This window comes from Haloarchaeobius sp. FL176, from assembly GCF_024609245.1.
Classification (GTDB): Archaea; Halobacteriota; Halobacteria; order Halobacteriales; family Natrialbaceae; genus Haloarchaeobius.
On the sequence record NZ_JANJYH010000011.1, the window covers coordinates 75,446 to 101,622 of the forward strand.

The 26,177-nt window shown below is 67.5% G+C and carries 28 protein-coding genes and 2 pseudogenes; 14 read left to right on the plus strand and 16 right to left on the minus strand.

The window, feature by feature from the left end; all coding sequences use genetic code 11:
• From NO978_RS16700 to NO978_RS16715, 4 genes are read right to left on the minus strand one after another with little or no spacing between them, the layout of a single operon-like run.
• The gene (locus NO978_RS16700) at positions 1-717 is read right to left on the minus strand and encodes a class I SAM-dependent methyltransferase (protein WP_257300695.1); all 717 of its coding nucleotides are present in this window, start codon (positions 715-717) and stop codon (positions 1-3) included.
• 2 nt (positions 718-719) lie between these two features.
• Complete coding sequence (locus NO978_RS16705) at positions 720-1,778, minus strand: S66 peptidase family protein (RefSeq protein WP_257300696.1); 1,059 nt, start codon at positions 1,776-1,778, stop codon at positions 720-722.
• A gap of 55 nt (positions 1,779-1,833) precedes the next feature.
• Positions 1,834-2,664: an ABC transporter permease gene (locus tag NO978_RS16710; protein ID WP_257300697.1), complete on the minus strand. Its 831-nt coding sequence runs from the start codon at positions 2,662-2,664 to the stop codon at positions 1,834-1,836.
• A complete protein-coding gene (locus NO978_RS16715; RefSeq protein ID WP_257300698.1) occupies positions 2,661-3,629 on the minus strand; it encodes an ABC transporter ATP-binding protein in 969 nt (322 codons plus the stop codon). The genes NO978_RS16710 and NO978_RS16715 overlap by 4 nt, the downstream gene beginning before the upstream one ends.
• A 103-nt stretch (positions 3,630-3,732) precedes the next feature.
• Between NO978_RS16715 and NO978_RS16720 the strand changes: the two genes are divergently transcribed.
• From NO978_RS16720 to NO978_RS16740, 5 genes are all read left to right on the plus strand, one after another.
• Complete coding sequence (locus NO978_RS16720; RefSeq protein WP_257300699.1) at positions 3,733-4,074, plus strand: winged helix-turn-helix domain-containing protein; 342 nt, start codon at positions 3,733-3,735, stop codon at positions 4,072-4,074.
• Positions 4,075-4,380 carry a hypothetical protein gene (locus tag NO978_RS16725; RefSeq protein WP_257300700.1) on the plus strand — a complete coding sequence of 102 codons (306 nt, stop codon included), beginning with the start codon at positions 4,075-4,077 and terminating at the stop codon, positions 4,378-4,380. It begins immediately after the preceding gene.
• Positions 4,381-4,447: 67 nt separating this feature from the next.
• The gene (locus tag NO978_RS16730) at positions 4,448-4,720 is read left to right on the plus strand and encodes a hypothetical protein (protein WP_257300701.1); all 273 of its coding nucleotides are present in this window, start codon (positions 4,448-4,450) and stop codon (positions 4,718-4,720) included.
• A 51-nt stretch (positions 4,721-4,771) separates the two neighbouring features.
• Entirely contained in the window at positions 4,772-6,301 is a 1,530-nt protein-coding gene (locus NO978_RS16735; protein ID WP_257300702.1) for a cryptochrome/photolyase family protein, read from the plus strand.
• Between the two features lie 71 nt (positions 6,302-6,372).
• A complete protein-coding gene (locus NO978_RS16740; protein ID WP_257300703.1) occupies positions 6,373-6,828 on the plus strand; it encodes a hypothetical protein in 456 nt (151 codons plus the stop codon).
• Between the two features lie 228 nt (positions 6,829-7,056).
• Here the strand turns inward: NO978_RS16740 and NO978_RS16745 are convergent, their stop codons facing one another.
• Both NO978_RS16745 and NO978_RS16750 read right to left on the minus strand, forming a co-directional pair.
• Complete coding sequence (locus NO978_RS16745) at positions 7,057-7,200, minus strand: rubrerythrin-like domain-containing protein (protein ID WP_257300704.1); 144 nt, start codon at positions 7,198-7,200, stop codon at positions 7,057-7,059.
• A 114-nt stretch (positions 7,201-7,314) separates the two neighbouring features.
• Positions 7,315-7,872: a class I SAM-dependent methyltransferase gene (locus tag NO978_RS16750; RefSeq protein ID WP_257300705.1), complete on the minus strand. Its 558-nt coding sequence runs from the start codon at positions 7,870-7,872 to the stop codon at positions 7,315-7,317.
• Between the two features lie 96 nt (positions 7,873-7,968).
• Between NO978_RS16750 and NO978_RS16755 the strand changes: the two genes are divergently transcribed.
• Complete coding sequence (locus tag NO978_RS16755; protein ID WP_257300706.1) at positions 7,969-8,532, plus strand: GrpB family protein; 564 nt, start codon at positions 7,969-7,971, stop codon at positions 8,530-8,532.
• Positions 8,533-8,551: 19 nt separating this feature from the next.
• On the opposite strand, the gene NO978_RS16760 is transcribed toward NO978_RS16755, so the two are convergent.
• Entirely contained in the window at positions 8,552-9,559 is a 1,008-nt protein-coding gene (locus NO978_RS16760; RefSeq protein ID WP_257300707.1) for an LLM class flavin-dependent oxidoreductase, read from the minus strand.
• 132 nt (positions 9,560-9,691) lie between these two features.
• On the opposite strand from NO978_RS16760, the gene NO978_RS16765 reads away from it, so the two are divergent.
• Both NO978_RS16765 and NO978_RS16770 read left to right on the plus strand, forming a co-directional pair.
• Positions 9,692-10,819: a Xaa-Pro peptidase family protein gene (locus NO978_RS16765; RefSeq protein ID WP_257300708.1), complete on the plus strand. Its 1,128-nt coding sequence runs from the start codon at positions 9,692-9,694 to the stop codon at positions 10,817-10,819.
• A 47-nt stretch (positions 10,820-10,866) separates the two neighbouring features.
• Positions 10,867-11,370 carry a GNAT family N-acetyltransferase gene (locus NO978_RS16770; RefSeq protein WP_257300709.1) on the plus strand — a complete coding sequence of 168 codons (504 nt, stop codon included), beginning with the start codon at positions 10,867-10,869 and terminating at the stop codon, positions 11,368-11,370.
• A 4-nt stretch (positions 11,371-11,374) separates the two neighbouring features.
• Here NO978_RS16770 and NO978_RS16775 read toward each other — a convergent pair whose 3' ends face one another.
• Entirely contained in the window at positions 11,375-12,643 is a 1,269-nt protein-coding gene (locus NO978_RS16775; protein WP_257300710.1) for a Xaa-Pro peptidase family protein, read from the minus strand.
• A 112-nt stretch (positions 12,644-12,755) separates the two neighbouring features.
• Between NO978_RS16775 and NO978_RS16780 the strand changes: the two genes are divergently transcribed.
• The 4 genes from NO978_RS16780 (at position 12,756) to paaI (ending at position 15,047) form a co-directional block, all read left to right on the plus strand.
• Entirely contained in the window at positions 12,756-13,484 is a 729-nt protein-coding gene (locus tag NO978_RS16780) for a sporulation protein (protein WP_257300711.1), read from the plus strand.
• Positions 13,485-13,559: 75 nt separating this feature from the next.
• On the plus strand, positions 13,560-14,072 hold the full coding sequence (locus NO978_RS16785; RefSeq protein ID WP_257300712.1) for a hypothetical protein: 513 nt from the start codon (positions 13,560-13,562) through the stop codon (positions 14,070-14,072).
• 59 nt (positions 14,073-14,131) lie between these two features.
• Positions 14,132-14,614 carry a VOC family protein gene (locus tag NO978_RS16790; RefSeq protein ID WP_257300713.1) on the plus strand — a complete coding sequence of 161 codons (483 nt, stop codon included), beginning with the start codon at positions 14,132-14,134 and terminating at the stop codon, positions 14,612-14,614.
• A complete protein-coding gene (paaI, locus tag NO978_RS16795; RefSeq protein WP_257300714.1) occupies positions 14,607-15,047 on the plus strand; it encodes a hydroxyphenylacetyl-CoA thioesterase PaaI in 441 nt (146 codons plus the stop codon). Before NO978_RS16790 ends, paaI begins: the two co-directional genes overlap by 8 nt.
• 180 nt (positions 15,048-15,227) lie before the next feature.
• Here paaI and NO978_RS20050 read toward each other — a convergent pair.
• The 6 genes and pseudogenes from NO978_RS20050 to NO978_RS16825 all read right to left on the minus strand — a co-directional run.
• Positions 15,228-15,368 (minus strand): annotated as a pseudogene (locus tag NO978_RS20050) (Rid family hydrolase); the annotation flags it as partial.
• Positions 15,369-15,476: 108 nt separating this feature from the next.
• On the minus strand, positions 15,477-16,769 hold the full coding sequence (gene paaK / locus NO978_RS16805) for a phenylacetate--CoA ligase PaaK (protein ID WP_257300716.1): 1,293 nt from the start codon (positions 16,767-16,769) through the stop codon (positions 15,477-15,479).
• A 64-nt stretch (positions 16,770-16,833) separates the two neighbouring features.
• Positions 16,834-17,547 carry an ABC transporter ATP-binding protein gene (locus NO978_RS16810; protein ID WP_303647357.1) on the minus strand — a complete coding sequence of 238 codons (714 nt, stop codon included), beginning with the start codon at positions 17,545-17,547 and terminating at the stop codon, positions 16,834-16,836.
• 2 nt (positions 17,548-17,549) lie between these two features.
• Positions 17,550-18,362: an ABC transporter ATP-binding protein gene (locus NO978_RS16815; RefSeq protein WP_257300718.1), complete on the minus strand. Its 813-nt coding sequence runs from the start codon at positions 18,360-18,362 to the stop codon at positions 17,550-17,552.
• Positions 18,362-20,386: an ABC transporter permease gene (locus NO978_RS16820; RefSeq protein WP_257300719.1), complete on the minus strand. Its 2,025-nt coding sequence runs from the start codon at positions 20,384-20,386 to the stop codon at positions 18,362-18,364. The genes NO978_RS16815 and NO978_RS16820 overlap by 1 nt, the downstream gene beginning before the upstream one ends.
• A 1-nt stretch (position 20,387) precedes the next feature.
• Entirely contained in the window at positions 20,388-21,671 is a 1,284-nt protein-coding gene (locus NO978_RS16825; protein ID WP_257300720.1) for an ABC transporter substrate-binding protein, read from the minus strand.
• A 177-nt stretch (positions 21,672-21,848) separates the two neighbouring features.
• Here NO978_RS16825 and NO978_RS16830 point away from each other — a divergent pair, with 177 nt between their 5' ends.
• Both NO978_RS16830 and NO978_RS16835 read left to right on the plus strand, forming a co-directional pair.
• Positions 21,849-22,583: an EthD domain-containing protein gene (locus NO978_RS16830; protein ID WP_257300721.1), complete on the plus strand. Its 735-nt coding sequence runs from the start codon at positions 21,849-21,851 to the stop codon at positions 22,581-22,583.
• A gap of 1 nt (position 22,584) precedes the next feature.
• Positions 22,585-23,184 (plus strand): HD domain-containing protein, encoded by a 600-nt coding sequence (locus NO978_RS16835; protein ID WP_257300722.1) that lies wholly within the window; start codon positions 22,585-22,587, stop codon positions 23,182-23,184.
• A gap of 13 nt (positions 23,185-23,197) precedes the next feature.
• On the opposite strand, the gene NO978_RS16840 is transcribed toward NO978_RS16835, so the two are convergent.
• Positions 23,198-25,933, minus strand: a complete 2,736-nt coding sequence (locus tag NO978_RS16840; RefSeq protein ID WP_257300723.1) for a hypothetical protein — start codon at positions 25,931-25,933, stop codon at positions 23,198-23,200.
• A gap of 77 nt (positions 25,934-26,010) precedes the next feature.
• Positions 26,011-26,177 (minus strand): annotated as a pseudogene (locus NO978_RS16845) (UDP-glucose 4-epimerase); the annotation flags it as partial.

Here is a 26,177-nt window from a genome sequence, read left to right on the forward strand (position 1 = left end):
TCAGTCCAGCCGCGCCCGCACGCAGAGGAACACCGGATATCGAGACTCCTTCTCGCAGCGCTCCGGGAGCTGCTCCCGGAACCCCTCCGTCGGCTGCGGTTCGACGACCGTCTCGAGCCGGAAGCCGTTCTCCAGCAGCGGGTTCACGACCGCCGAGAACGGCCGACGGTAGTACGACACCGGCACGTCCCACTCCTTCGTCAGCCGCTCGACCTCGAAGTAGTTCTCCGCGGCGACCGGCTCACCGCCCTCGTCCAGCGGGAACTGGTCGAGCGGGTGACCGGTCGAGAACACCACGAAGCCGCCGGGGCGGAGCACGCGGGCGAACTCCGCGAACAGCGACTCCCAGTCAGCCACGTAGCCGAGCGCGAGTGCGCTCACGACTCCGTCGAAGGCGTCGTCATCGAAGTCGAGCGGCTCGCCGAGGTCTGCCTGACGGAGCTCGGCGCGGTCGCCGACCGCATCGCGGGCGTGGGCCAGCATCTCCTCGCTGGCGTCGAGCCCGACGACGTCGGCACCGTGGTCGAGCAGGAGCTCGGTGTAGACGCCGGTGCCACAGCCGGCGTCGAGGACTCGCTGCCCGTCCACGTCGGGTATCATCGAGGACGTGGCGGGGAACTCCAGGTGGGCGTTGTAGGCGTTCGAACGCACGTCTGCTGCGTAGCCCTCTGCAAGCTCGTCGTAGGCGTCTCCGACGCTGGGGCCGTCGTCGGACATGATTACCGGAGCATCAGCGTCTCGGTCTCGGGCTCGATACGGACCTCGCCACCGATTGGCAGCGGGCACGTCGGATAGGTGTGGCCGAACTCACAGTCCATGACCACGGGTGCCTCGGGGTTGTACTCGGCGACCACCGACTCGACGACCTCGCGGTGCTGCTCGCGGAACGTCTCCCGCTCGTGGGCAGGGGTGTCGCCGGCGGGCGTGTGGTTCCGGGCGGCCGGCCGACCGACGAGCACACCGTCGAACGCATCCAGATAGCCGGCTTCGCCGAGCGCCTGGAGCCACCCCTTGACCATGCCGGGGTGGGGAAGCTCCTCGCTGGTCTCCATGGCGAACACGCAGCCCTCGAGGTCCGCGGGGTCGGGCAGCCACTCGTCGTGGACGAACCACTGGTCGAGCACCTCGAAGCAGCCGCCCCAGATGCGACCCTCGACCGGCCCCTCACCGCCGGCCCAGGTGCGGCCGTCGGCCGGCTCGATGTCACGGTGGTAGTCGAGACTCCGGGGCTCCGCCCAGTCGCCGGCCTGGTCGGTGAAGCAGTCCGCTTCCTCCCACTCGCCGATTGACTCCTCGAACAGCGCGCGGCCGATGTACTCGACGGAGTAGTCGAACATCTCGGCGTCCATCGCGTACTCCAGCAGCGTCGAGCCGCCGTAGTACGAGACGATACCCTGGTTCCAGAGGTAGCACGCGAGGTTCGTGTTGTCGGACCAGCCGTAGAATCGGGTCGGGTGTTCCCTGAGGACATCGGGGTCGAGATGGGGGAGGACCCGGATCTGGTCGTTGCCCCCGATGTTGGTGATGACGGCCGAGATGTCGGGGTCCTCGAAGGCGTCCATCACGTCCTGTGCACGTTCCTCGGGGTGTTCGGCCAGCCACTCCGGGTCCTTCGTCGCGGTCGGGTACTCGACGGGCTCGAGGTCGAATGTCTCGCGCAGCCGTTCGAGGCCCAGCTCGTAGACGTGCGAGAGCTCGGGCGGGACGTTCGAGGCCGGTGCGACCACAGCCACCGAATCCCCTCGCTCGACGGGTGGCGGCGTGACGAACTCCTGCATGGCCGATGCGTCGACAGGGAGGAGAAAAAGCGTTCGGTGCGTCTGTGAACGGTTCTCAGCCGAGGTCGGCGCGCTCGAACCGCCAGTAGCCCAGCGCGAGCGGGACGACGATCCAGAGCGCGAGGATGACGAACATGAACTCGGGCTGGAGGTAGAACGGGTCGCCCACGCCTCCGCCGCCCTGAGCGCCGTTGATGCGGTCGGGGAAGACGAGGGAGAGCGAGTTGAAGTACGAACCGGTCGGGCTCAGCACCCAGACGAGGTCCTTGAAGTTCTGCGAGACGCTCGTGCCGAGCTTGTCCGCGACGAACTCGATGACGGTCGCGGGCTGGATGGGCAGGAAGTTCCAGAACACGTTGAGGACGAACCACGACCCGATGGCCGCCCCCATCGCGCGGGACCGGGTACTCGTCGCGGCGGAGATGCCGACCGCGATGGCGACGTAGCTCAGCGCGTAGACGAGCGTGAGGCCGACGAAGCCGACGTAGTTCGGCAGTTCGACGGAGGGGAAGTAGTAGAACGCCATCCCGAGGCCGACGACGAACGCGAAGATGATGGCGGCGACCACGATGGCCGACCGCGCGATGAACTTCCCGATCACCACGTCACGGCGGCTGTTCGGGTACGAGAGCAGGAACTTCAGGTTCCCTGTCTCGCGTTCACCGGCGACCGAGAGGTAGGCCGCGACCAGCGCGACCAGCGGGATGATGAGGACGCCGATTCCTGCCATGGAGAACAGCGCGTTGTAGATGTCGGTGTCGCTGCTCGAACCGATGCCCCAGAACGAGAGCCCCGCGAACAGCGTGTACAGCAGGCCGACCCCCCAGACGAGCTTCGCCCGGCGTACGTCGAGGATGTCCTTCTTGACGACCGCCTGCAGGCTCATTGTGCCACCTCCTGGGGCTGCTCGCGTTCCTCGGCGAGCTCGCGGGTGTCGTCGTCGAGCCCGTCACGGCCGCCGCCGGTGTACTTGTTGAACAGCTCCTCCAGCGAGGTCTCGGTTGCGACGACGTTCGTCACGGTCGCGGCGCGGTCGACGTGCCGGATGACGTTCATCTTGGCCTCGCCGTTGTGGCAGTAGGCGCGGATTTCGTCGCCGTCGATCTCGATGTCGCTGACGTCGTCCATCATCTTCAGCCCGAGGTCGTCCGGAACGGTCTCGACGGTGAGCTCGACCTCGCCGGCGTCGCCGGAGCGCTCGCGCAGGTTGTCGATGCTGTCGACGGTGACGAGTTCGCCCTGGCTCATGATACCGACGCGGTCACAGACCGCCTCGACCTCGCTCAGGATGTGCGAGGAGAAGAACACGGTCGTCCCGTTCGCGGCCTCCTCGCGGAGGAGTTCGCGCATGTGCTGGATACCGTTGGGGTCCAGCCCGGAGGAGGGCTCGTCGAGGATGATGAGGTCCGGCTCGCCGACCAGCGCCATCCCGAGCGCGAGGCGCTGGGACATTCCAGTCGAGAAGCCGCCGGCCTTCCGGTCGGCCTCCTCGCTGAGTCCGACGCGTTCGAGGACGGCCATCGGTTCCTCCGGAGCGTCCTTCATCTCGACGCAGAGCTGGAGGTGCTCACGCGCGGTGAGTCGGTCGTACAGTTCGAGGCCTTCGGGAAGGACACCGACGCGCTTGCGGATCTCGCCGATCTCGTCCTGGGCGTCGAGGCCGAGGACGGTCGCCGAGCCGCTGGTCGGCCGGTGGAAGTCCAGCAGCATGTTGATTGTCGTCGACTTGCCGGCACCGTTCGGGCCGAGGAAGCCGAAAATCTCTCCCTCTCGGACGGTGAGGTCCAGCTCGTCGACGGCGAGGACGTCACCGAAGCGTTTGGTCAGGGCGGTCGTTTCGATAGCGGGCATCGTGTTCGCTTCGTGTCAGTCAGAGGTTGTATAAACAGCGGTTCTACTTCAAGCCGTGAAAGTTTGGTTCGTTTTATAAGATGGTCGGGCGAAAACCGGGCTGATGAGTGATGAGGTGCTCGTAGACGTCGCGGGTTTGCTCGAGGACGAGTACGCCCGCACCATCCTCATCCAGACGAGTTCCCGACCGATGTCCGCGAACGAGCTGGCGGAACACTGCGATGCGTCGCCCCCCACCATCTACCGACGCATCGACAGACTCCGCGAGCACGACCTCGTGACGTCGGACCAAGAGCTCGACCCCGACGGGCATCACTACGAGGTGTTCGAGGCGAACCTGCAGCGGGTGACCATCGAACTCGACGAGGACGGTTTCGAGGTAGAGCTCGAGCACCAGACCGACCCGGCCGACCGGTTCACCGACCTGTTCGAGGAGCTGAGATAGATGCAAGGCGTCACCACTACAGGCGGTCCGGCGATACTGGTCCTCGCGCTGTTCGTCGGGGTCTTCGTCTCCATCGCGTTAGCTGGCGTCATCGCCTACCGGACGTACAGGGGCTACCAGCGCACCCACAGCACCCGGCTACTGGCGCTCAGCGCGGGACTGTTCACCGTCGTCGCCGTCCCGAAGCTGCTGAACCTCGCGCTGTCGACGCTCCAGTACCAGGCAGACACGACGAGCACCGTCGCGGCGGCGACGCGGCTGGCAGGCCTCTGCATCGTACTCTACGCCATCTACGCGGGTGACTGATCATGACCGGACCAACCACAGCAACGAACGAACGTCACGGCAACCGCGAGCCGGAGGTGTCGCACTGATGGACCCGGTCGTCGTTCGGTCGGTGGTGGCGGCGGTCGGGGTCGTCGTCAGCCTGCTGGTCGTCTATCAGGCCTACCGCGGGTACCTCCGGAACGGGAGTCGTGCGATGCGCGCCCTCGCCGTTGGCATCGCGCTGCTGGGCACCGTCCACTTCCTGCTCCTCCTGCCGGGCGGGACCTCGCCGGAGCTCGACCTCGGGCTCTCGATCGTTCGCCAGCTGGTCGACATCGCCGGGCTGGCAGTCGTGTTTTACGCACTGACGCGAGCCTGACTGCTCGTCGTTCGGAACCGCGCTTTTCCCGCCCCCGCTCCAAGCAGGGGTATGACCGTCTGGGTGCTGGGCGACCAACTCGCGGCCGACGCCGGACCGCTGGCTGACGTAGAACCCGGCGAGGAGCCGGTGCTGCTCGTCGAGGCACGCGAGTTCGCACGCAAACTGCCGTACCATCCACAGAAGCTCGTGCTGGTGTTCAGTGCGATGCGTCACTTCCGCGACCGGCTCCGCGAGGCCGGTCACGTCGTCGACTACCGTCAGGTCGAGACGTTCCGCGAGGGTGTCGCTGGCCATCTGGCCGACCAGGCCCCCGACCGGCTCGTCGCGATGCGGCCGCCGAGCCACGGCGCGGGCGAGCGCCTCGGTGACGTCGTCGCTGAGGCGGCCGCGGAGACGGGGGTCGACGCGGAGCTGACGCTGGTCGAGAACGACCTGTTCTGCTGTTCCCCCGACGCCTTCGACGACTGGGCGGGCGACGACGAGCCGGTCCACGAGTCGTTCTACCGCTGGCAGCGCCGTCGGACTGGGTACCTGATGGACGGCGACGACGGGCCCGAAGGCGGGGAGTGGAACTTCGACGACGAGAACCGCGAGTTCCCCCGCCCCGAGGTCCGCTTCCCCGACCCACCGGTGTTCGAGCCGGACGAGACGACGCGGGCGGTCGTCGACTGGGTCGACGAGACGTTCGAATCGTGGCCGGACGGTGAGACTGCGCAGTTCCGCTGGCCGGTGACTCGCGAGGCCGCCCTCGAAGCCCTCGACGCGTTCGTCACCGACCGGCTGCCGACGTTCGGGCCGTATCAGGACGCGATGGTCGAGCGGTCGTGGTCGCTGAACCACGCGCTGCTGTCGCCCGCGCTCAACCTCGGCCTGCTCCGCCCCGAGGAGTGTATCGAGGCGGCAATCGACGCGTACGAGGCCGGCGACGCCCCGCTCCCGAGCGTCGAGGGCTTCGTGCGCCAGCTGCTGGGCTGGCGCGAGTTCACCAGACACGTCTACCGCCGCGAGATGCCCGCGATGGCCGACGCGAACCAGCTTGGCCACGACCGGCCACTCCCCGACGCGTACTGGTCGGGCGAGACCGAGATGCGCTGTCTCGAGGCGTGCGTCGGCCACGTTCGGGAGCGTGGCTACGCCCACCACATCGAGCGGCTGATGGTGCTGTCGAACTTCGCCACGCTGCTCGGGGTCGACCCCGCCGAACTGAACCGCTGGTTCCACCTCGGGTTCGTCGACGCCTACCACTGGGTGACGACGCCGAACGTCGTGGGGATGGGGAGCTTCGGGACGGACGCCATGTCGACCAAGCCGTACGTCTCCTCGGCGAACTACGTCGAGAAGATGAGCGACCACTGCGACGGCTGTCGCTACGACCCCGACGAGACGACCGGCGCGGACGCCTGTCCGTTCAACGCGCTCTACTGGGAGTTCCTGGACCGCCACGAGGAGCAGCTCCGGGCGACCGGTCGGATGGGGCTCGTCTACCATCACCTCGACAACAAGGATGAGGACGAACTCGCAGCCATCCACGACCGGGCGGCCGCGGTTCGGGAGGCCGCTGACGACGGGAGCCTGTGACCGCGGTTCCTCGACGGCGGGTCCAGCCCCGGACCTGCACCCTTATCGGACGGCGTGCCCTACGGATCCGCATGGGACTTGACGTCGACGCGCCTGCGCCGCCCGAACTCGAGTACGTCGACCCGAACGAGTACGAGGACGCCTCGGTCGCCGCGGACGCCGACTACCGCCGTGAGGAGCTTGAGGCGTTCCTGCACGACGGCGCGTGGGAGCGGGCGTTCGAGGAGTGGGCCGATCACGCCGACATGAGCGAGGAGCAGTTCCGCATCGCCGGCGAGATGGAGCTGTTCGGGGAGTTCGACTTCTTCTGGGACGACTTCGCGGACCGCGTCGGCTACCACGCACCGGGTATCCCCGAGGACTGGAAGGAGCGGACGTACCACACGGAACTCGACTCCTGGGGGACCGTCTCGGGCATCAACGCCGGACTGACCGAGCTGGGGCAGATCGTCTGCGAGGTGCTGAAAGAGGAGTACATCGACTGGGAGGCCGACTACGAGCCACCCGAGGACCTGCCCGACTTCTGACTCGCTGACCGATGCCGGCCGCGGGTGCGATGAGGCCGGCCACGCTGTCCGCGGTCGACCAGCCGACATCGCCAGATGTGTCAGTGCGCTGGATTCTCCCTCGTATAGTCTAACCGTTCTACGGAACGCTCTGCGTAGTGCAGAAAGCGAGCGCGACCCCAGAAGGGCCGCGAGAACGGAATCGAGTGGCGTCTGTCGCGTTGGGAACGGTGCTGGCAGCGGGCTGTACTACTCCCGTGAGACGGCGACGTTGCGGACCGCGCCGTCACACAGCGGGCTGTCGCAGGTCGCACTGGCCGATTCGAGTCGTGCGCCACAGCGGACGCACTCGTACTCGGTCCGGCTCGGTGTGTATGGGTCGGTTCGTACCATCGTAGTTGTATGGTACAATTCCACAAGGTAAAGTGTTATGCTGTAACACACGCATACTCTACAGACGCACACATATTCCTTAAACACATACTAGGCTCAGAAGTGGACGTTCGTTCAGTTCCTGGTGGCGACGACGAGCATCGTCTCCGGACGTTCGTCGGCCCGCTCGACGACGAACCCCCCCGCCTCGTGGTGTGAAATCGCCTCGGACAGGTCGTACCGCTCCGTACGTGGCGGTCCCGACTCCCCCTCGCCCGTCGCGGTCCAGTCCACGGTGACGAGGCGCCCGCCCGGCACGAGCACTCGATGCAGTTCCTCGAGCGCGCCCTCGCCGGCGAACTCGTGGTACGTCATCGTCGAGAACGCGGCCTCGAGCGCACCGTCGTCGAACGGCAAGTCGTCGACGGGTGCCGTCACCGGTTCGACGTTGTCGGGCATCCCCTTCTCGCTGTAGATGTCGTGCATCTCCGCCTGCACGTCCACCGCGTACATCCGGTCGGCGAACGCCGCCACGTCGTCCGTGTAGAAGCCGGTACCCGAACCGAGGTCGGCGACGGCCTCGGTCCCGTCGAGGTCGAGCGCGGCGACCAGCTCCTCGCGGGAGCAGTAGCGGTAGCGTGAGGGGTCCTCGAGTGCGTCGGCGCGGTCGATCGGGAACGTGTGGAAACCCATGGTGACCCTTGACCCTGCACCGTTGTAGCGATGGTGGAAGACAAGCGGTAGCACTGACCCCGAAGTTTGAACTGTCCCGCTCGACTCCGCCTACTAATGGTCGATCTCCACGACGACCCCATCGAACTCGTCGATTCCCGTCACGAGACGTGGGTCGAACGGTACGAGTCCCAGCGCAAGCAGGTGCAGGACGCGCTCGAAGCCGCCGGCCTCGCGGACAGCCTCCGTCGCATCGAGCACGTCGGTTCCACGGCCGTCCCCGGCCTCGCCGCGAAGGACATCGTCGACCTCGACGTGGTCGTCGAGGATGGAACGGTCCGCGAGGCCGCGGCGGTCATCGTCGACCGTCTCGGCGGCACGCGCTACGACAACCACGACGGCTGGAACGTCGTGCCTCGTCGAGAGGACGGACAGCGGTTCAACGTCCACGTCTTCGCCGAGTCGGACGACGGCTGGAAGGTCAGCGTCGCCACGCGGGACGTACTCCGGGAACGCGACGACCTGCGCGACGAGTACGGGGCGGTGAAACGGCGGCTCGCCGACGAGACGAACGACCTCGGCGACTACTCGCGCGGGAAGACCGCACTCGTCGAGGAACTGCTCGAAGTCGCGAGAGACGGCGACTACCACTTCGAGTTCACGGTGCCCGAGTCGGCCTGAGACGGCCCCTTCCCCGATGTCAACGCAGTTCCGGTGCGACCTCGTTCCCGAGTCGCTCGATGCACTCCGCCATCGTCTCCGTCCCGATGCCGGGGTGGTAGGTGCGGAAGATGACGTGCACGTCGTCGCCGAGCGCGTCGCGGTAGCGCTTCAGGTCGGCGACGACCTGCTCGGGCGTGCCGAAGATGGCCTGCTGCTTCAGCTCTTCTTTGCGTTCCCCGGGCAGCTCGTCGACAGTCTCCCCGGAGAAGAGCTCGGCGTAGCGCCGCTGGATGTAGAAGTAGCCGGGCTTCATCGTCTCCCACGCGTCCTCGCGGGAGTCGCCGACGAACCCGTGGCGGATGATGTAGACATCGAAATCACCGTCGATCTCTTCCTTCTCGCGGACGGTCCGGATGTCCTCGATGCGCTTCCGCAGGCCGCCGATGGAGAGTTTGGACGGTGCACACCACGCGTCGGCGGTGCGAGCGGCCCGACAGACGGCCGGCTTGGCCCCGCCGCCGAGCATGATGGGCACGTCGTTGTCGACGGGCTTCGGCGTGACCGACACGTCGGGGTCGATGTCGTGGAACTCGGCGTCGTAGTCGAGGGGACCTTCGGACCACGCCGCCCGCAGCAGGTCGACCTGGTCCGACAGCCGCTCGACACGTTCGTCCTGGGGGACACCGAAGGCCTCGAACTCGCCCGGGTTGGAGCCGATGGCCAGCCCGAGCGTCATCCGGTCGTGCGAGAGATGGTCGAGAGTCGCGGTGTCCTCCGCGAGCCGGACGCCGTCGTACAGCGGTGCGAGCGCGATGCAGGTGCCGAGCTCTATCTCGTCGGTCTCCGCCGCGATGGCCGCGAGCGACGGCATCGTTCCCGGCAGGTACTCGTCCTCGGTGAAGTGGTGCTCGGACACCCAGATGCTGTCCAGGCCCGCGTCGTCGGCCGTCCGCGAGAGCTCGAGCATCTCGTCGTAGATATCCGTCGTCGAACGGTCGTCGTCTGGGCGGCGTTGGCAGGTGAACAGGCCGGTTCCCAGCTTCATACCCGTTGGATTCCGCGGGCTGCGTCAAAACGATTCGGCAATCGGCAGTGACCCGCGCTCCTCGTGGTGCGTGACCAGTCGCTGTGCCCGAACCCACTAGCCTACTTGACCCCCGCGTCCGAAACCCGAGCCATGACCGAAACCGCCTTCGAGCGACGCACCCGGGCCTGTCAGCAGCGGCTCCGAGACGGTGCGGGGGACCTCGCCGTGCTGTTCCCGAGCCGGAACCTGTTCTACGCGACCGGCTTCGACGAGGAGCCACAGGAGCGGCACCTGTTCCTGTTCGTGCCCGCGGAAGGCGACCCGACCTTCCTCGTCCCCGACCTCTACGGCTCGCAGGTCGAGTCCGAGAGCTGGGTCGAGGACGTGCGGACCTGGAGCGACGGCGAGGACCCGGTGGCGGCCGTCGAGGACGTGGTTGCCGACCTCTCAGTCCCGGCCGACGGCCACGTGCTCGTCGACGACACGATGTGGGCGCTGTTCACGCAGGACCTCGAAGCCGCGCTTCCGGACGCCTCGTTCGGCCTCGCCAGCGTGGTGTTCGACGAGCTGCGGGTCCGCAAGGACGAGGCCGAGCTCGACGCCCTGCGGCGAGCCGGCCAACTCGCGGACGAGGTCAGCGTCGCACTACGAGAGCTGGGCGAGGAAGTGGTCGGCTGGACCGAGGCCGAACTGGCCGCCGAAATCGAGTCGCGGCTGGTCTCGGGCGGCGGTGAATCGGTCTCGTTCGACGTCATCGCCGGCTCGGGACCGAACGGGGCGATGCCCCACCACACCCACGGCGACCGGGAGATAGAACGGGGCGACCCCGTCGTACTGGACTTCGGCGCGTACGTCGACGGTTACCCCGGCGACCAGACCCGGACCGTCGTGTTCGCCGGCGAGCCCCCCGAGCGGTTTGCGGAAGTGCACGGGACGGTCCGCGAGGCGCTGGAGGCGGGCGTCTCGGCCGTCGAACCCGGCGTCACCGCCGAGTCCGTCGACCGCGCGGCTCGCGAGGTCATCGAGGACGCCGGCTACGGCGAGCGGTTCGTCCACCGCACCGGCCACGGTGTCGGCCTCGACGTCCACGAGCCGCCGTACATCGTCGACGGGAACGGGACGGAACTGGAGCCGGGGATGGTGTTCTCGGTCGAGCCCGGTGTCTACCTCGACGGCGAGTTCGGCGTGCGCATCGAGGACCTCGTCGTCGTCACCGAGGACGGCTGCGAGCGGCTCAACGAGTCGCCGCATGGGTGGCGCGTCGGGGACAGCGAGTAGGGGTGCCGGGGGAACAGTAATGCCCCACGACCACGTCACATGTTACCATGGACTTCCGCCACGCGGCCACTGACGACGTACCGGAGATCATCGGCGTCGCGGAGCGGTCCTGGGAGCACGACTATCCGGACATCCTGACTCGCGAATCAACCCGCGAGGCGGTCACGGAGTGGTACGACGCCGACCGCCTCGAACTGGACGCCGTCGCTGCCGACACGGGTCTCATCGTCGCCTGCGAGGACGCCGACGAGGACAGGACCGGCTCGGTAATCGGCTTCGTCCACGGGGTCGTCGACGAGGCCACCGGAACGCTGCTTCGCGTCTACGTCGATCCGGAGTATCGAGGCGAGGGGGTCGGCCGTGCGCTCGTCGAGTACGCCATCGACGACTTCGGCACCCGCGGCATCGAGCGCGTCGAGGCGATGGTGCTCGCGGCGAACGAGCCCGGCAACGAGTTCTACCGCTCGCTCGGGTTCGAGCTCGTCCAGCGCGCCACGACGACCGTCGGCGGCGAGCCCCACGACGAGAACATCTACCTGAAGCTGCTCTGAGCCGTCAGTAGTCGATCTGCGTGATCTCCTCGACGGGCCACTGGCTCAGGATCTCGACGCCGTCCTCGCGGACGACGACCATCTCCTCGACGCGGACGCCCTGGCGGTCGGCGGGCTCCATCGTCTCGACGGCCATCGTCATGCCCTCCTCGATCTCGATGGGATGGTCGGGCGAGAGGCCACGCCAGATGAGCGGCTCCTCGTAGAGCTGGAGCCCCAGCCCGTGCGCCCAGTGGTTTGTGGTCATCTGCCAGTGGTCGGTCGCGCCGTACCAGTCGGCGTGCTCGCCCTCCATATCGGGGAAGCCCTTGCAGATCTCGTCGGTGGTCGCGCCGGGCTCGATGCGGTCGAGCACGTCGTAGAGGTTGTCAACGGCGGTCTCGTAGGCGTCCTGCTGGGCCTGCGTCGGCTCGCCCAGGGAGAAAGTGCGGTAGTAGCACGAGCGGTAGCCGAGGTAGCCGATGTTGTAGAAGTCGGCGTAGACGATGTCGCCCGGCCGCATCATCCGGTCGGTCGTGTTCGCCTGGTGCTTCGGCCAGGTGTTCGGGCCGCTCGTGACGTAGCCGCCCTGGGCCATCGCGCCGTGGCGCCATATCTCGCGGACCGCGTCGCCCCAGACCTCAGACTCGCGCTTGCCCGGCGCGGCGTTCTCGACGAGCTGCTGGAAGCCCGCCTCGCAGATGGCCGCGACCATGCGGAGGCACTCGATCTCGTCTTCGGTCTTGATCTTCCGGGCGTCGTGCATCAGGTCGACGCACTCTTTCGTTCTGACATCGACGCCGTCGTTCTCGAACGCGTCGATGAGGCCCATGTTGCCCACGTCGAGGCCCATCGGCTCCTTGTGGACGCCGTACTCCTCCATCGCCTCGTAGACGAGGTCGGCCATCTTCTGCTTCAGCCAGCTCCGGGCCGAGTCCCGGCCGGACGCCCGCGGGACGTTGCCGAGACCGGGGCAGGCGTACCGGATGTCGTCGAGCCACGGACAGTTGAATCGCTGGTTGCTCGCGTGGTCGGCGGTGTCCCAGTGGACGATGTCGCCGTCCTCGGTGAGCAGGGTGTAGTGGTCCGCGCCGGAGCCACCGGTCATCGCCAGGCCGGTGACGTAGCGGATGTTCGGGTCCGAGACCAGCAGCATCGAGCTCATCTCCGACTCTTCGAGACGGGCGAGCGCCTTCGCGTACCGCTCCTCGCGGAGCCGCTTCACGTCGATGCGTTCCTCCCAGTCGACAGCCTGGGTTCCCCGCGTTCCCTCCATGAACGAGCGTTCGTACATGCACGGTCCTACCGCCAGTAGGCTTATCAAACTACGGGCAGGCCCCGGTCTCTGCTGTCATTCCACACGGTTCGAACAAAGCTTATGTTGCAAGGAGATAGTTGGTCGAAACATGAAACGCGTGCTCTCTAGCGTCGGCATCGGCTCCGCAACCGTCGACACCATCCTCCCCGACAGCTCGTTCGTCCCCGGGGAGACCGTCGAGGCGACCGTCGAAGTCGAGGGTGGCTCCTCCGAGCAGGAGATCGAACAGCTCAACTTCGCGTTCGTCACCCGCTACCGCGGCGAGGAGGGGTACGAGCAGTCGGTGTTCGAGCGGTTCACCGTCGCCGATTCGTTCACCATCGGTGAGGGCGAGCGCCGGGAGATTCCGGTCGAGTTCACCGTCCCGTACGGGACCCCGCTCACCAGGGGCGGGGTGAAGGTCTGGCTCAAGACCGGCCTCGACATCGACTGGGCACTCGACCCGAAGGACAAGGACCACATCGAGGTCCAGCCGGACGAGCGCATGGCCGCGCTCTTCGAGGCCGTCGAGGACCTCGGCTTCGGCTTCCACAGCTCCGAGGTCGAACGCACCCGGTTCGGCCACTCTCACCCGTTCGCCCAGGAGTTCGAGTTCCGACCACGCTCCGGGCCGTTCACGGGCGACCTCGACGAGCTGGAGCTCATCTGCGCGCCGACCGCCGAGGAGGTGCAGGTCCACCTCGAAATCGACCGTCGCGGCGGGCTGCTCTCCGAGATGGCCGAAACCGACGAGTCCCGGGACAGCTTCCGGTTCGACGACAGCGACACGGACAGCATTCGGTCGGAGCTCCGACGCCGCATCGAGCACCACGCCTGAGGGGAGCCGCGGGGTCCGCCCGCCCACGACCGCAGCGACTGGAACCTTTTTCCGCCGCGGCGGCGTGTGTATCGTATGATAGGCACAGTGAGCAGCATCGTCCTCCAGCCGGGATTCGACCCCGACCCGAACGGCATCGACGTCGCGGTCAACCTCGGTAGTTCGGCGGGGTCGGCGTTCCTGACGACGCTCGTCGTCGGCGCGATCATGGTCGCGCTCGCGCCGGACTACACCCGTCGGATGATGGACACGGTCCGCGAGGACGCGGTCGGCTCGTTCGGCTACGGGCTCGTCCTGCTCGTCGGACTCGTCGTCGTCACCGTCCTGCTCGCAGTCACCATCATCGGAATCGTGCTCGCCATCCCGCTCGCTCTTGTCGCGAGCCTCGTCTGGGCAGTCGGCGCAGCCATCGGCTACCTCGCCATCGCCGAGCGACTGGTCAAGCCCGACCCGGACGAGTGGCTCGTCCCGCTCCTCATCGCGGCGGCCCTGAACGGTCTCCTCGTTCTTACCGGCGTCGGCGGTATCGTCTCCTTCGCTATCGGTGCGGCCGGCTTCGGTGCGGTGCTGCGGGACTGGCTCGACTGACCCGGACGCCTGCCGACACCCGAATTGGTATGTCGCCGCCCTACGTGCGTCCCGACCACATGGCACACGACGTCCCCATCCGGGTCGACCACGTCGGCATCGCCGTCGAGTCGGTGGCCGACGCCGAACCAGTCCTGCTCGCGCTCGGCTGTGAGAAGATGAACGACGAGACCGTCGAGGACCGCTTTCGGTGGGTCTACTACCGTCTCGGTGACGCCTCGCGGGTCGAGCTCATCGAGCCCATCGAGGACGACAGCTTCCTCACGAGGTTCCTCGCGGAGAACGGACCCGGACTCCACCACGTCACTCTGGAAGTCGCGGACCTGGACACCGTCGCGGACTCCCTCGAAGCCGGTGGGCTCAGCGTCGTCGACCGCGCCGAGTTCGACACCTGGACCGAGGCGTTCGTCTCGCCCCGGAACCCCACGGGAACGCTGTTCCAGCTGATGGAGTACCACGAGGACTACCCCGAGGGACGCGACCCACCCGAGGAGCTGTTCGTCAACGGCGGGCGCGTCGAGGAGGTGGCCGCCCATGAGTGACGACCCCGAGGAGGCTGACGACGCCAGTGGGAACGAGGAGCCGGTCGCCGAGGAGGTCCGGGAGCGCATCGAGTCCGACCCGTTCTGCGAGAAGCTCGGCATCGAACTCGTGGACCTCGGCCCGGGAACGGCCACGCTGGAGCTGACCATCACCGAGGACATGCTCAACTTCCACGGAACGCCACACGGCGGTGCGGTGTACTCACTCGCGGACGCCGCCTTCGCCGCCGCCTCGAACTCACACGGGACGACGGCCGTCGCGCTGGAGACCAACATGAGCTACCTCGACGCCGTCGAGGTCGGCGACACGCTCCGCGCCGAGGCCCGGGAGACCCACATGGCGGGGCGGACCGCGGAGTACCAGATACCCGTCACTGACGGGGGCGAGCGGGTCGCGACGTTCCGGGGGCGCGTCTACCGCTTCGTGGACTGAACCGGGTAATTTCATCACTCTCTTTGCTCTAAGACAGGAATCAATCAGACGCTCGAGAGGACTGTCCAGCGGTTGCTGTCGCCGACTGGGCTCGTCCTGTTCCTCGCCGCGTTCCCGTTCGTCGCTGAGCTGTTGCACGTCGTCGGCGTCGGCGACGAACAGCCGCGTCCGGACGACATCGGCGAGGGATGTCTCGGCCTCCGCCAGTGCCGACTCGACGTTCCGGAACGCCTGCATCGCCTGTGCGTGAGGGTCCCCCTCGCCGACGAGTTCTCCATCGTCGTCAGTGTCTGTCCTCCCGGAGACGTGCGTGCGCCGCATGGCTCTCTCGACGGGTGACGACAGCAAGAAAGTACGTGCAGCCTGCGGTTCGACGACGGTGCCGGCTACTCCCCGCGGTGACCCCGGTAGCGGAGGCGACGGGGGAGTTTACTCTTCCCGGTGGTCGAAGACGCGCTTGACCTTGCCGACCTCGGTGCGCTCGATGACGCCGGGGCCGACGACCTCGACCTCGTCGGGCTTCACGTCGAGGACTTCGTTTAGCTTGCCCTCGATGTCCCGCTCGAGTTCCTTGTGGCTGCCGTCGTAGGACTCGTCGTGCTCGACGGTGAGTTCCATCGTGTCGAGGTTGCCCTCACGGTAGAGGTCGATGCGGTAGTAGGGCGCGACGTCGGCCATGTCGACCATGACCTCCTCGATCTGGCTCGGGTAGACGTTGACGCCACGGATGATGAGCAGGTCGTCCGCCCGTCCGGTGATGTTGTCCATCCGGACGATGGTGCGCCCGCACTCGCACTCCTCGTAGTTCAGGCGCGTCATGTCGCCGGTGCGGTACCGGATCATCGGGAACGCCTCCTTCGTGAGCGACGTGATGACGAGCTCGCCCTCCTCGCCTTCGTCGAGAACCTCGCCGGTTCTGGGGTCGACGACCTCGGGGTAGAAGTGGTCCTCCCAGAGGTGCAGGCCGTCCTGTGCTTCCTCGCACTCGATGGAGACGCCCGGTCCGATGATTTCGGAGAGGCCGTACACGTCGACTGCTGTCACGCCCAGTGCCTCCTCGATCTCCTCGCGCATCGGGTCGGTGAACGGCTCGGCCCCGATGACGACACGTTCGAGCGGGAAGTCCTTGATGTCGAGACCCCGCTCCTCGGCGGTTTCCGCGAGGTAGAGGCAGTACGACGGCGTACACGAGAGCACGTCGGAGCCCATGTCCTGGAGCATGTCGAGCTGGCGCGACGTGTTGCCACCGCCGGTCGGAATGACACAGGCACCGAGCTCCTCGACGCCGTCGTGGAAGCCGAGGCCACCCGTGAACAGCCCGTAGCCGTAGGAGTTCTGGACCACGTCGCCCTCGCGGACGCCGGCGGCGTACAGCGACCGGGCCATGACCTCGTGCCAGACCCCGAGGTCGTCCTCGGTGTAGGCGACGATCTTCGGCTTGCCCGTCGTGCCGGAGGAGGCGTGGACGCGGCGGAGCTCGCTGTGGTCGACGGCGAACAGTCCGTCCGGGTAGTTGTCGCGGATGTCCTCCTTCGTGGTGAACGGGAGCTCCGAGATGTCGTCGACGCTCTCGATGTCCGCCGGTGCGATGCCAGCGTCCTCGAAGGTCTCCCGGTACCAGGGCACGTTCTCGTACACGTGCTCGACGGTGTTCCGGAGGCGTTCGTTCTGCAGTTCGGTCAGTTCGTCGCGTGACGCGGTTTCGATGTCGTTGTATGTCATATGTCGTGACTGTGGACGTTCGTAGTATCCGTTTCGCGTGCTGTACCGTAAGATTTGGTGAGGGTCACATGCTGATGCCGAGGTGTCGGTCGCGGACCTCCTCGTCGGCGTCTAGCTCCTCCGGTGTGCCCTCGTAGACGATGCTCCCCTTGTCGAGGATGTAGACGCGGTCCGCCAGCGCGGAGGCGACGGCCACGTTCTGCTCGACGAGCAGGACCGTGATGCCCTCCTCGTTGAGCTCGCGGACGAGGTCGGCGACTCGCTCGACGATGATGGGTGCGAGCCCCTCCGTCGGCTCGTCCAGCAGGAGCAGGTCCGCCCCGGCGACGAGCGCCCGCGCGATGGCGAGCATCTGCTGTTCGCCGCCGGAGAGGTCGGTGCCCCGGCTATCCTTGCGCTCGCGGAGGTTCTCGAAGGCGTCGAGCTCCCAGATGTCCTCGACGCTCCGGCGGTGGGCGGTGTCCGCACCGCCGAACCGGCCCATCTTCAGGTTCTCGGTCACCGTGAGGCCGGGGAAGACCCGGCGCTCCTCCGGGACGAACCCGATGCCGTCCCGCGCGACCGTCTCCGAGGACGAGCCGGTGATCTCCTCGCCGCGGAACCGGACTTCCCCGGCGGTCGGTTCGACCACGCCGACGATGCTCCGGAGCGTCGTCGTCTTGCCGACGCCGTTGCGGCCGACGAGCGTGACGACCTCGCCCTCCTCGACGTCCATCGTGACGCCCGAGAGCACCTCCGTCTCGCCGTAGCCGCCGTGGACGTCCGCCAGTTCGAGCAGGCTCACAGCACACCACCGCCGAGGTAGGCCTGCTGTACCTGCTCGTTCTCGGCGACGGCCTCCGGTGGCCCGGTCGCCAGCTCCTCTCCGCGGTTCAGCACCGTGATGCGGTCGGACGCGTTCATGACGAGTTCGATGTCGTGTTCGATGAGTAGCACGGTCCGGTCGCCGAGCACCTCGCCGATGAGCTCCATCGTGGCGCGGGTCTCCTCGGCACTCATGCCGGCGGTCGGTTCGTCGAGCATGACGAGCTGGGGGTCCGTCGCCAGCACGAGCCCGATCTCCAGTCGGCGACGGTCGCCGTAGGCGAGCGTGCTCGCCTGTTCGTGGCCGCGCTCGGCGAGCCCGATGCGCGAGAGCACGTCGTCGGCCCGACCGTTCAGGTCGTCGAACGAGTCCTTGTGCCGGAAGACGTTCTCGACCGGCGAGCGCCCCTGAAGGACCGCCTGTGCGGCCAGTCTGACGTTCTCTCGAACGGAGAGCCCGCCGAAGACGTTCGTGATCTGGAACGAGCGGCCGATACCGCGGTGGACGCGCTCGTGCGGCCGCAGCTTGGAGACGTCCTCGCCCTCGAAGATGACCGACCCCTCGCTCGGCAGCAAGGCCCCCGAGATGAGGTTGAACAGGGTGGTCTTCCCGGCGCCGTTCGGCCCGATGATGCTCCGGAACTCGCCCTGTCCGACCTCGATATCGAGGTCGTCGACGGCGACGAGTTCACCGAAACGTCGAGTCAGTCTCTGCGTCTCGAGCACCGGCTCGCCGCCGCCGAACGACGCTTCCCTGGTGTCGTCCGTCTGGTCGTCCGTCGCCGCCATCAGTCGGACACCTCCGTGGGCTCACCCTCCGGGGGTGACTCCGACGATGACTCCGTGTACTGTTTCAGCAGCGACGGAATCGAGACGAGGCCACGCGGCACGAAGATGACGAACAGGACGAAGACGATGCCGAGCACGCCCTGCCACTGCTCGATACCGACGTCGAGCAGTATCTCCTCCAGCGACAGGTAGCCGGCCGCCCCGACCATCGGGCCGTACAGCGTGCCCATCCCGCCGAGCAGGGTCATGACGATGACCTCGCCGGACAGCAGCCAGTCGAGGAACCCGGGCGAGGCGCGCCCGAGGTTCTGGGTCGCGCGCAGCCCGCCGGCGAGTCCCGCGAGCGCTCCGCTGACGACGAACGCCCGGCGCTTGTACGCCGTCGTATCGTAGCCGAGGAACGACGCGCGCTGTTCCGACTCGCGGATGGCTTGCAGTACACTCCCGAACGGCGCGTCGATGAGCCGCCGGGAGACGAGGTACGAGCCGACGACGAGCGCGACGATGACGTAGTAGTACAGGTGGATCTCCCCGAGCAGGGAGACGTCACCGAACTCCGGCCCCGACGAGAGGCCGTAGTAGAACGCGTCGGCGCCGATGCCGTCCTCGCCGTTGGTCAGCGCCGGGACGGTCGGGAGGCCGAGCGAGGAAAGCGTCGGGTTGAACTGCTCGCGCAGACCGGGCAGCTTCAGCGACAGGCTGGCGAACAGTTCGGCGAACGCCAGCGTGATCATCGAGAAGTACACGCCGGAGACGCGGATGGACAGGTAGCCGACGACCCAGGCGATGAGCGCCGCGACCACGATGCCGGCGAGCAGCGCGAGCCAGATCGAGGGCACCAGGTACAGCGAGAACAGCACCGTCGCGTACGCGCCGAGGCCGTAGAACAGCACGTGCCCCAGCGAGACGAGGCCGGTGTACCCCATCACGAGGTCGAGGCTCAGGGCGAACAGCGCCCAGATGAGTATCTCGACGAGGATGCTGTTGATGTAGAACGCACCGTAGAGCACCCCGATACCGAGCGGAGCGAGCAGGAGCAACGCGACGACGCCCACCCCGATCAGCCGTCGTTGTCTGCCGCTCAGTATGCCGCTCCCGGCGGCCGTGAGCAGTTCACCCCCTTCGCCGGGGTCGTGCCACTCCGGGCTGCCGAACAGCCCCTGCGGCCGGACGAGCAGGACGCCGATCATGAGCAGGAAGACGACGAGTCCCTCCAGGAACGGCACCTGCCACTGGACGAGGACCTGCACGACGCCGACGAGCAGGCCGCCGGCGACCGCACCGCGGAAGCTCCCCAGTCCGCCGAGCACCACGACGATGAACGCCGGGATGATGACCGAGCCACCCATTCCGGGGCCGACCGACTGCCGACCCGCGAGGATGACCCCGCCGACGGCGGCGAGGAACGCACCGAACGCGAAGACGAACGTGTAGTAGCGGTCGATGTCGATGCCGAGGTGACGGACCATGTCGCGGTCCATCGAACCGGCGCGGACGACCAGCCCGAAGCGCGTGCGTTCGAGCATCAGCCACGCGCCGAGCGCGATGAGCGACCCGGCGACGATGACGAAGTAGCTGTACAGCGTCTTCTGGAAGCCGAGTATCGAGACGGTCCCGGAGAGCACGCCGACGTCGATCGTCCCGAGCGGTTGTGTTCCCCAGACCAGCTCGATGGCGTCGACGAAGATGAGCACCAGCCCGAAGGTAAGCAGGATGTGGTACAGCGGGTCCCTGCCGTACAGCGGTCGGACGGTCAGCCGCTCCAACGCACCGCCGAGTACCGCGACCGCGAGTGGCGCAACGATGAGCGCGACCCAGAAGTTGCCGATGCCGGCGGTCGTGATAGCGACGCCGAAGTACGCGCCCAGGGCTAACAGCTCCCCGTGGGCGAAGTTGATGACGTCCATCACGCCGAAGATGATGGACAGTCCCGCCGCGAGGAGGACGTACACCATCCCCACGGTCAGCCCGTTGACGAGCTGATCGAGGAGGCTGACACCGAAGCTCGCTTGCAGCGCTACCATCTTAGAGGGAGCACTCGGTCTCCTCGCACGGGATCATGGCGTCGGGCCCCTCGACCTTCGAGAGGAGCTCGACGTCCGCCATCTCTCCCGAGTCGGGCTCGACGCACTGGCCCATCCACGTCGGGTTGAGCGCCTGGTGGTCGCAGGCCCGGAACTGGTTGGTGCCGAGGATGGAGTCCATCTCCAGTCCCTCCAGCGCGTCGATGACGTCGTCGACGTTGGTCGAGCCGGCCTCCTTGATGCCCTCCGCGGTCATCATGACGGACTGGTAGCCGACCCGGGCGAAGTTGTCCGGCGGCGCGCTGGTCTCGTCCATGTTCATGTACGCCTCGCGGAAGGTGTTGTTCTGCGGGTTGTCGATGTCCGCGACGTACCGGACACCGCCGTACAGCCCGTACGCCGCCGGGCCGAGCGCCCGACGGACGACCTGGAAGGACATCGTGGGTGCCATGATGTCCTTGTCCTCGGTGATGCCGGCCTCGACGGCCTGTGCCGTGAAGTTGATGAGGTCGCCGCCGGTCATCCCCACGACGACGACGTCGGCGTCGGAGTTGTCAATCTGGGAGATGTACGTGTCGAAGTTCGTGGAGCCGAGCTGCGAGGCGGTGCTCCCGGTGATGGTGAGGTTCGCGTCGGCCTCGCGCATCCGGGATTCGACACGGTTCCGGACGGACGTGCCGTAGGCGTAGTCCGCGATGTGGAACCAGACGTTGTTCCCGAGGTTGTTGACAGTGTACTCGGAGACCGCCTCGGCGATCTGTGCCGTGTTCGTCTCCGCGCGGAAGACGTACTGGTTGCAGCCGCTCCCGGTGACCGGAACCGCGGCTCCGCCGGGGTTGTAGATGACCTCCTCGTCGGCGGCGAGTTCGTTCAGTGCCAGAGCGACGGAGCTCGAGATGGCCCCCATGATGAAGTTCGCACCGTCCTCCTCGACGGCCCGCCTGGCTGCGTCGACGGAGGCGGTGTCTTCGGTCTGGCCGTCCTTGTAGACGCCCTCGATCTCGAAGTCGAAATCGTCGTCCTCCTGAAGCGTCTCGATGGCGAGCCGCGCGCCGTACCGCTGTCCGGGCGCGAGACCGCTGTACGAGCCGGACATCGGGCTGACGACGCCGTAGGTGATCGTATCGGAGCTGCCACCACCGCCACCGATGTTGTCGAGACAGCCGGCCAATCCGAGAGCACTCGCCCCTGCCGTCGCCCGAAGGAAGTTACGACGGGACCCGAAACCACTGGATTCCCCTTTATTACTGGTGCGCTGCTTGCGATTACTGGTACCCCGTGCCATGCATGAACAATTATTAAATAGACCCTAAATCAGTTCGCCCGCACATATCCGGGGTATTTATGGAGTACAAATCACTTCTCGATGGCACAATCCCGGTTCCGTCACGGAGAAACGCGAAAAATACGACGGAGAGTTGTGTCCTCTAGTTTTATGTCCGGTGCCGAGTAGACCGCAGGTATGTACAAGCACGTCGCACTGCTCGTGCGCAAGGAGGGAATGAGCCACGACGAGTTCATGGACTACTGGCAGCACAACCACTCGCCGCTGGCGAAGGACATCGAGGGCGTCGTGCGCTACCAGACGGTGTACCCGACCGACCCCGAGAATGCCGAGTTCGACGGTATCGCGGAGTTGTACTTCGAGACGCTCGACGACCTCCACGAGGCACTCGGCAGCGAAGGCTCGCGCGACTACGACCCCACGCGGGAGGTCGCTGCCCAAGCGCGCGAGGACGTGAACAACTTCCTCGATGTCGAGGAGCGCCCCCGGTTCATCGGCGAGGAGAAGGTCTGGAAGAACGAGGTCGACGGCGACACCGACGGCCTCTACAAGCACAGCGCGTTCCTCGTGCGCAAGGAGGGGATGAGCCACGAGGAGTTCCGCGAGTACTGGGAGAACAACCACTCGCCGCTGGCGAAGGATATCGAGGGCGTCGTCCGCTACCAGACGGTGTATCCGACCGACCCGGAGAACGCCGAGTTCGACGGCGTCGCAGAGCTCTACTTCGAGACGCTCGACGACCTCCACGAGGCCCTCGGTAGCGAAGGCTCGCGCGACTACGACCCGACGAAGGACGTCGCTGCCCAGGCCCGCGAGGACGTGAACAACTTCCTCGCCATCGAAGAGCGCCCGCGCTTCATCGGGGAGGAGACGCTCCAGAAGAACGATGTCGGGGACTTCGAGGGGTACTGAGATGACCGAGCCGGACTACGAGGCGCAGGTCCGCGACGCCTACCCGGAGCTCGACCGCATCGAGGAGGACGAGCTACGAGACCAGGTCGTCGAGGCCTGGACGCTCGGCCTCGAACGCGGCGGCTGGCAGGACATCGCGGACATCCCGTACGCCTGGAACATCCACGAGGTGACCAACGTCGAGCACGTCCGCGGCGTCACCAAGATCGCCATCGAGTCCGCCGAGATACAGCGCGAGTTCCACGGGGCCGACCCCGACGTGGACGTCGTCGTCGCCGCCTGCCTGCTCCACGACGTGGGCAAGGCCTACGAGTACGTCGACTTCGTCGACGCAGAGCTACTCGACGAGCCCGACCGCGAGCACTACGCCAGCGAGGAGATTCCCCACTCCATCTCCGGCTACGCGCTCGCTCACGAGGTCGGCTGTCCGCTCGCCGTCCAGCGTGCCATCCCGCACTTCCTCGGCGAGGTCCCCACCCGCACCATGGAGGCCGAACTCGTCAAGAGCGCGAACTCCGCCTCCTCCAACGCCATCACCCAGTCCGCCATGGGCATCACCCTGAAGGAGTGGGTCGACGAGTACAGCCAGACCCAGAACTGAGCCGGTCGCGGAACTAGCGCAACAGCACGGCCGCGCCGACCACGACGGCGATAGCGACGCCGGCCAGCCCGCCGCCCATCGGGCCCGTGACGGCACCGACCAGCCCGACGACTCCCGCGACGGTGGCCCCGGAGACGATCCCAGCAGCGACGGCGGACGACCGGGCCGCCGTAGCCGCCTCCCCGTCCTCGTCGTCCGACTCGACCCGTTCCTCCACCGAGTCCAGCCGGTCCGAGAACCTGGCCGCCTCCTCGACGCGGTCCTCGAGACCGTCGACACGCGCTTCGAGTTCACCGGCTCGCTCGGCCAGCTCGTCGTCCCCGGTGTCTTCGAGCGCCTCGGTGAGTTCGTCCACCCGGTCCTGCACGTCGCCAACCTGCTCCGCGAGCGACTCGTGTTCGCTCGGATCGACCGACTCCGCCGCGACCGTCGCCACCTCGTCCTCGACGGTCTCGACCTCGCGAGCCAGCGATTCGAGGCGCTCGTCCATCCCGTCGGCGTCTGCCTGGACCGCAGAGAGTTCCGAACGGATCTCGTCGACGACCTCCCGCTGGTCGCTCACGTCCGCACGGAGCGCGGCCAGGTCCTCGGTGCTCGCCACGTCGCGGGCCTCGATGTCGTCCAGCCGGGCTGCGAGGCCGTCGACACGCCCCGTCAGCTCCCCGTGGTCCGACCCGAGCGAGTCGACTCGCTCGGCCACCTCCGCGACCCGAGCGTCGACCGACTGCACGTCCGCCTCTGTCTCGTCGAGCCTGTCGTCGACGCCATCGACGCGTTCCCGCACGGTGCCGAGGTCGTCGGCGACGCCACCCACATGGTCCTCGACCGCGTCGACGCGGTCCTCCACGGCAGCGATGCCGTCGTCCACGTCGTCGACCTGCGCGGCAACACCGTCCACGCGGGCAGCCACGTCGGCAACCTCGTCGTCCACGGCGTCAACGTCGTCTCGGAGCTCCCCGAGCGATCCGTCCAGCTCGTCGAGTCGGGCCGCGAGTGCGTCGACGCGCTCGGCGTCAGCGCTCTCCGCGCGCAGGGCCGCGAGGTCCTCGCCGGTGGCGTCGAGCGCGTCCTCGACGGCGTCCAGGTCGGCCGTGAGGTCCAGCCGGAGCTCCGCGAGTTCGTCGGCGACGCCGTCGAGCATCGTGCCCAGTCCGTCGAGGTCCGCCGCGACCTCCTCTACCTGGGAGTCGAGAGCGTCGTGGGCCGACACATCGACCGTCCGGTCGTCGAGGTCGGCCAGCCGGTCGGTCAGCGCCGACAGTTCCTCGGCGGAGTCGTCGAGGTCCTCGCGCAGGTCCTCCAGCAGCGAGCCGTTCAGGTTCGTCCGCCGTTCGAGGTCGCCGATGCGGTCGGTCGCGTCCTCGGTCGCCTCGTCGAGGTCCGCCGAGAGGTCGTCCACGCGCTCGGCCAGCTGTTCGACGTCGGTTCCGGCGGCAGCGCGGTCGTCCAGGGCGGAGAGGTCGGCAGCCACGTCGTCCAGCTGGTCGGTGACGTCGGCGAGGTCGGTCGCGAGGGCAGCCTCGGCGCGCAGGTCGTCGACACGCGCTGCCAGTTCGTCGACCGCGGCCTGCACCTCGGCGAGTTCGTCGTCGCGCTTGCCCAGGCGCTCGAACATCTGGTCGATGGCGCGGTTCGCGGAGTCGTCCTCCGGGCTCTGCCCGCCCGTCCGGCCGTCGGCGGGGGCGGTCTCGGCGCTACCGCCGGTGGCTGCCATCGACGCGCCACCGTTGCCAGACCCGTCGTCGGTCTCGGGCGACCCGGTCTCGGACCAGGCCACCGCCTCGTACGCGTCCACGTCGGCCTCCGCAGCGGCGAGCGCCCCGCGTACCGGGCAAGTCACCGGATCCGCGGCGCGGCGGACCGAATCGACGGAGACGGGGACCGCGGAGTCGTCGAGTCGGCCACCGAGCAGGAGTTCGAGCCCCGGAACCGCCCCCTCGCCGGCAAGCACGACCGGGGCCGCGACGCCCGGCCGGACGTCCCCCTCGTCGGCCTCGTGCCCGAGTCTGTCGAGCAGGTCCGCGACCAGCCCGTCGTAGGCCTCCGCGAGCGCGCCCTCGACGCCGCCAGCCTTGGTGTCGGGGCCGAGCGAGAACGCCGAGAGCGCGACGCGCACGTCGCTCTCACCCGCGTCCGCCGCGTCGGCCGCCCGTGCCACGAGGTCCTCGGTGCCGGTCGGGAGGGAGAAGGCGACGACCGGGACGCCGTAGTAGGAGAGACAGACCGCGGTGGACTCCGGGCGGACGGCCACACCGAGGCCGGTGTAGCCGTCGTCGTCGGCCGCGCCGTAGAGGGTCGCCAGCCCGGTGTGGATGGGCGTCGCGTCGAACCCCGCTGCTTCGAGCGCGTCAGCGACGACCCCGCGGTGTGTTTCGGTCGGCAGGTCGGCTTCGACGACCGTCCCCGGCGAGGTGTAACAGGCACGCCCGGGGTCGTCGCCGGCCACGGATTCCACGAGCGCCGCCAGCGCCTCGCCAGCCCCCTCCCGGGCGGCCAGCACCTCGCGGACGAACAGCGGTTCCGCCGTCGCACGGGTCGCGTCGGCGACTCGGTTCGCGTCCTCGCCCACCACGTACACCGTTCCGTCGCGTTCGGCGTGCGCGAGTTCGTCCAGGGAGAGGCCGGTGTCGGCGAGCGCGTCCGCGCCGACCGTCGCGACGAGCGCGGGCGCATCCGTCAGCGTCGGGTCGTCCGGGTCGCCGGTGGCGACGCGGAGCCGGTCCGTGCAGAAATCTAGTCCTGTGACCATGTCCGTCTACCCGGGCGGTTGACGGGGGGACGTATTGGTCGTTGTGACCGACCGGGACGCAGAACCGTTCCGACTGCCTACAGCGGGTCCAGCCCGGCCTCCTCGCGGAGGACGGCGATGTACTTGCGGAAGCCAGCTTCGAGGCCGTACTCGACTTCGTAGCCCGTGTCTTCCTGGAACGCGGTCATGTCCAGGCGCTGGGTCCACGGCAGTTCGCCCTCGTCGCTGACCTCGATGTCGGCGT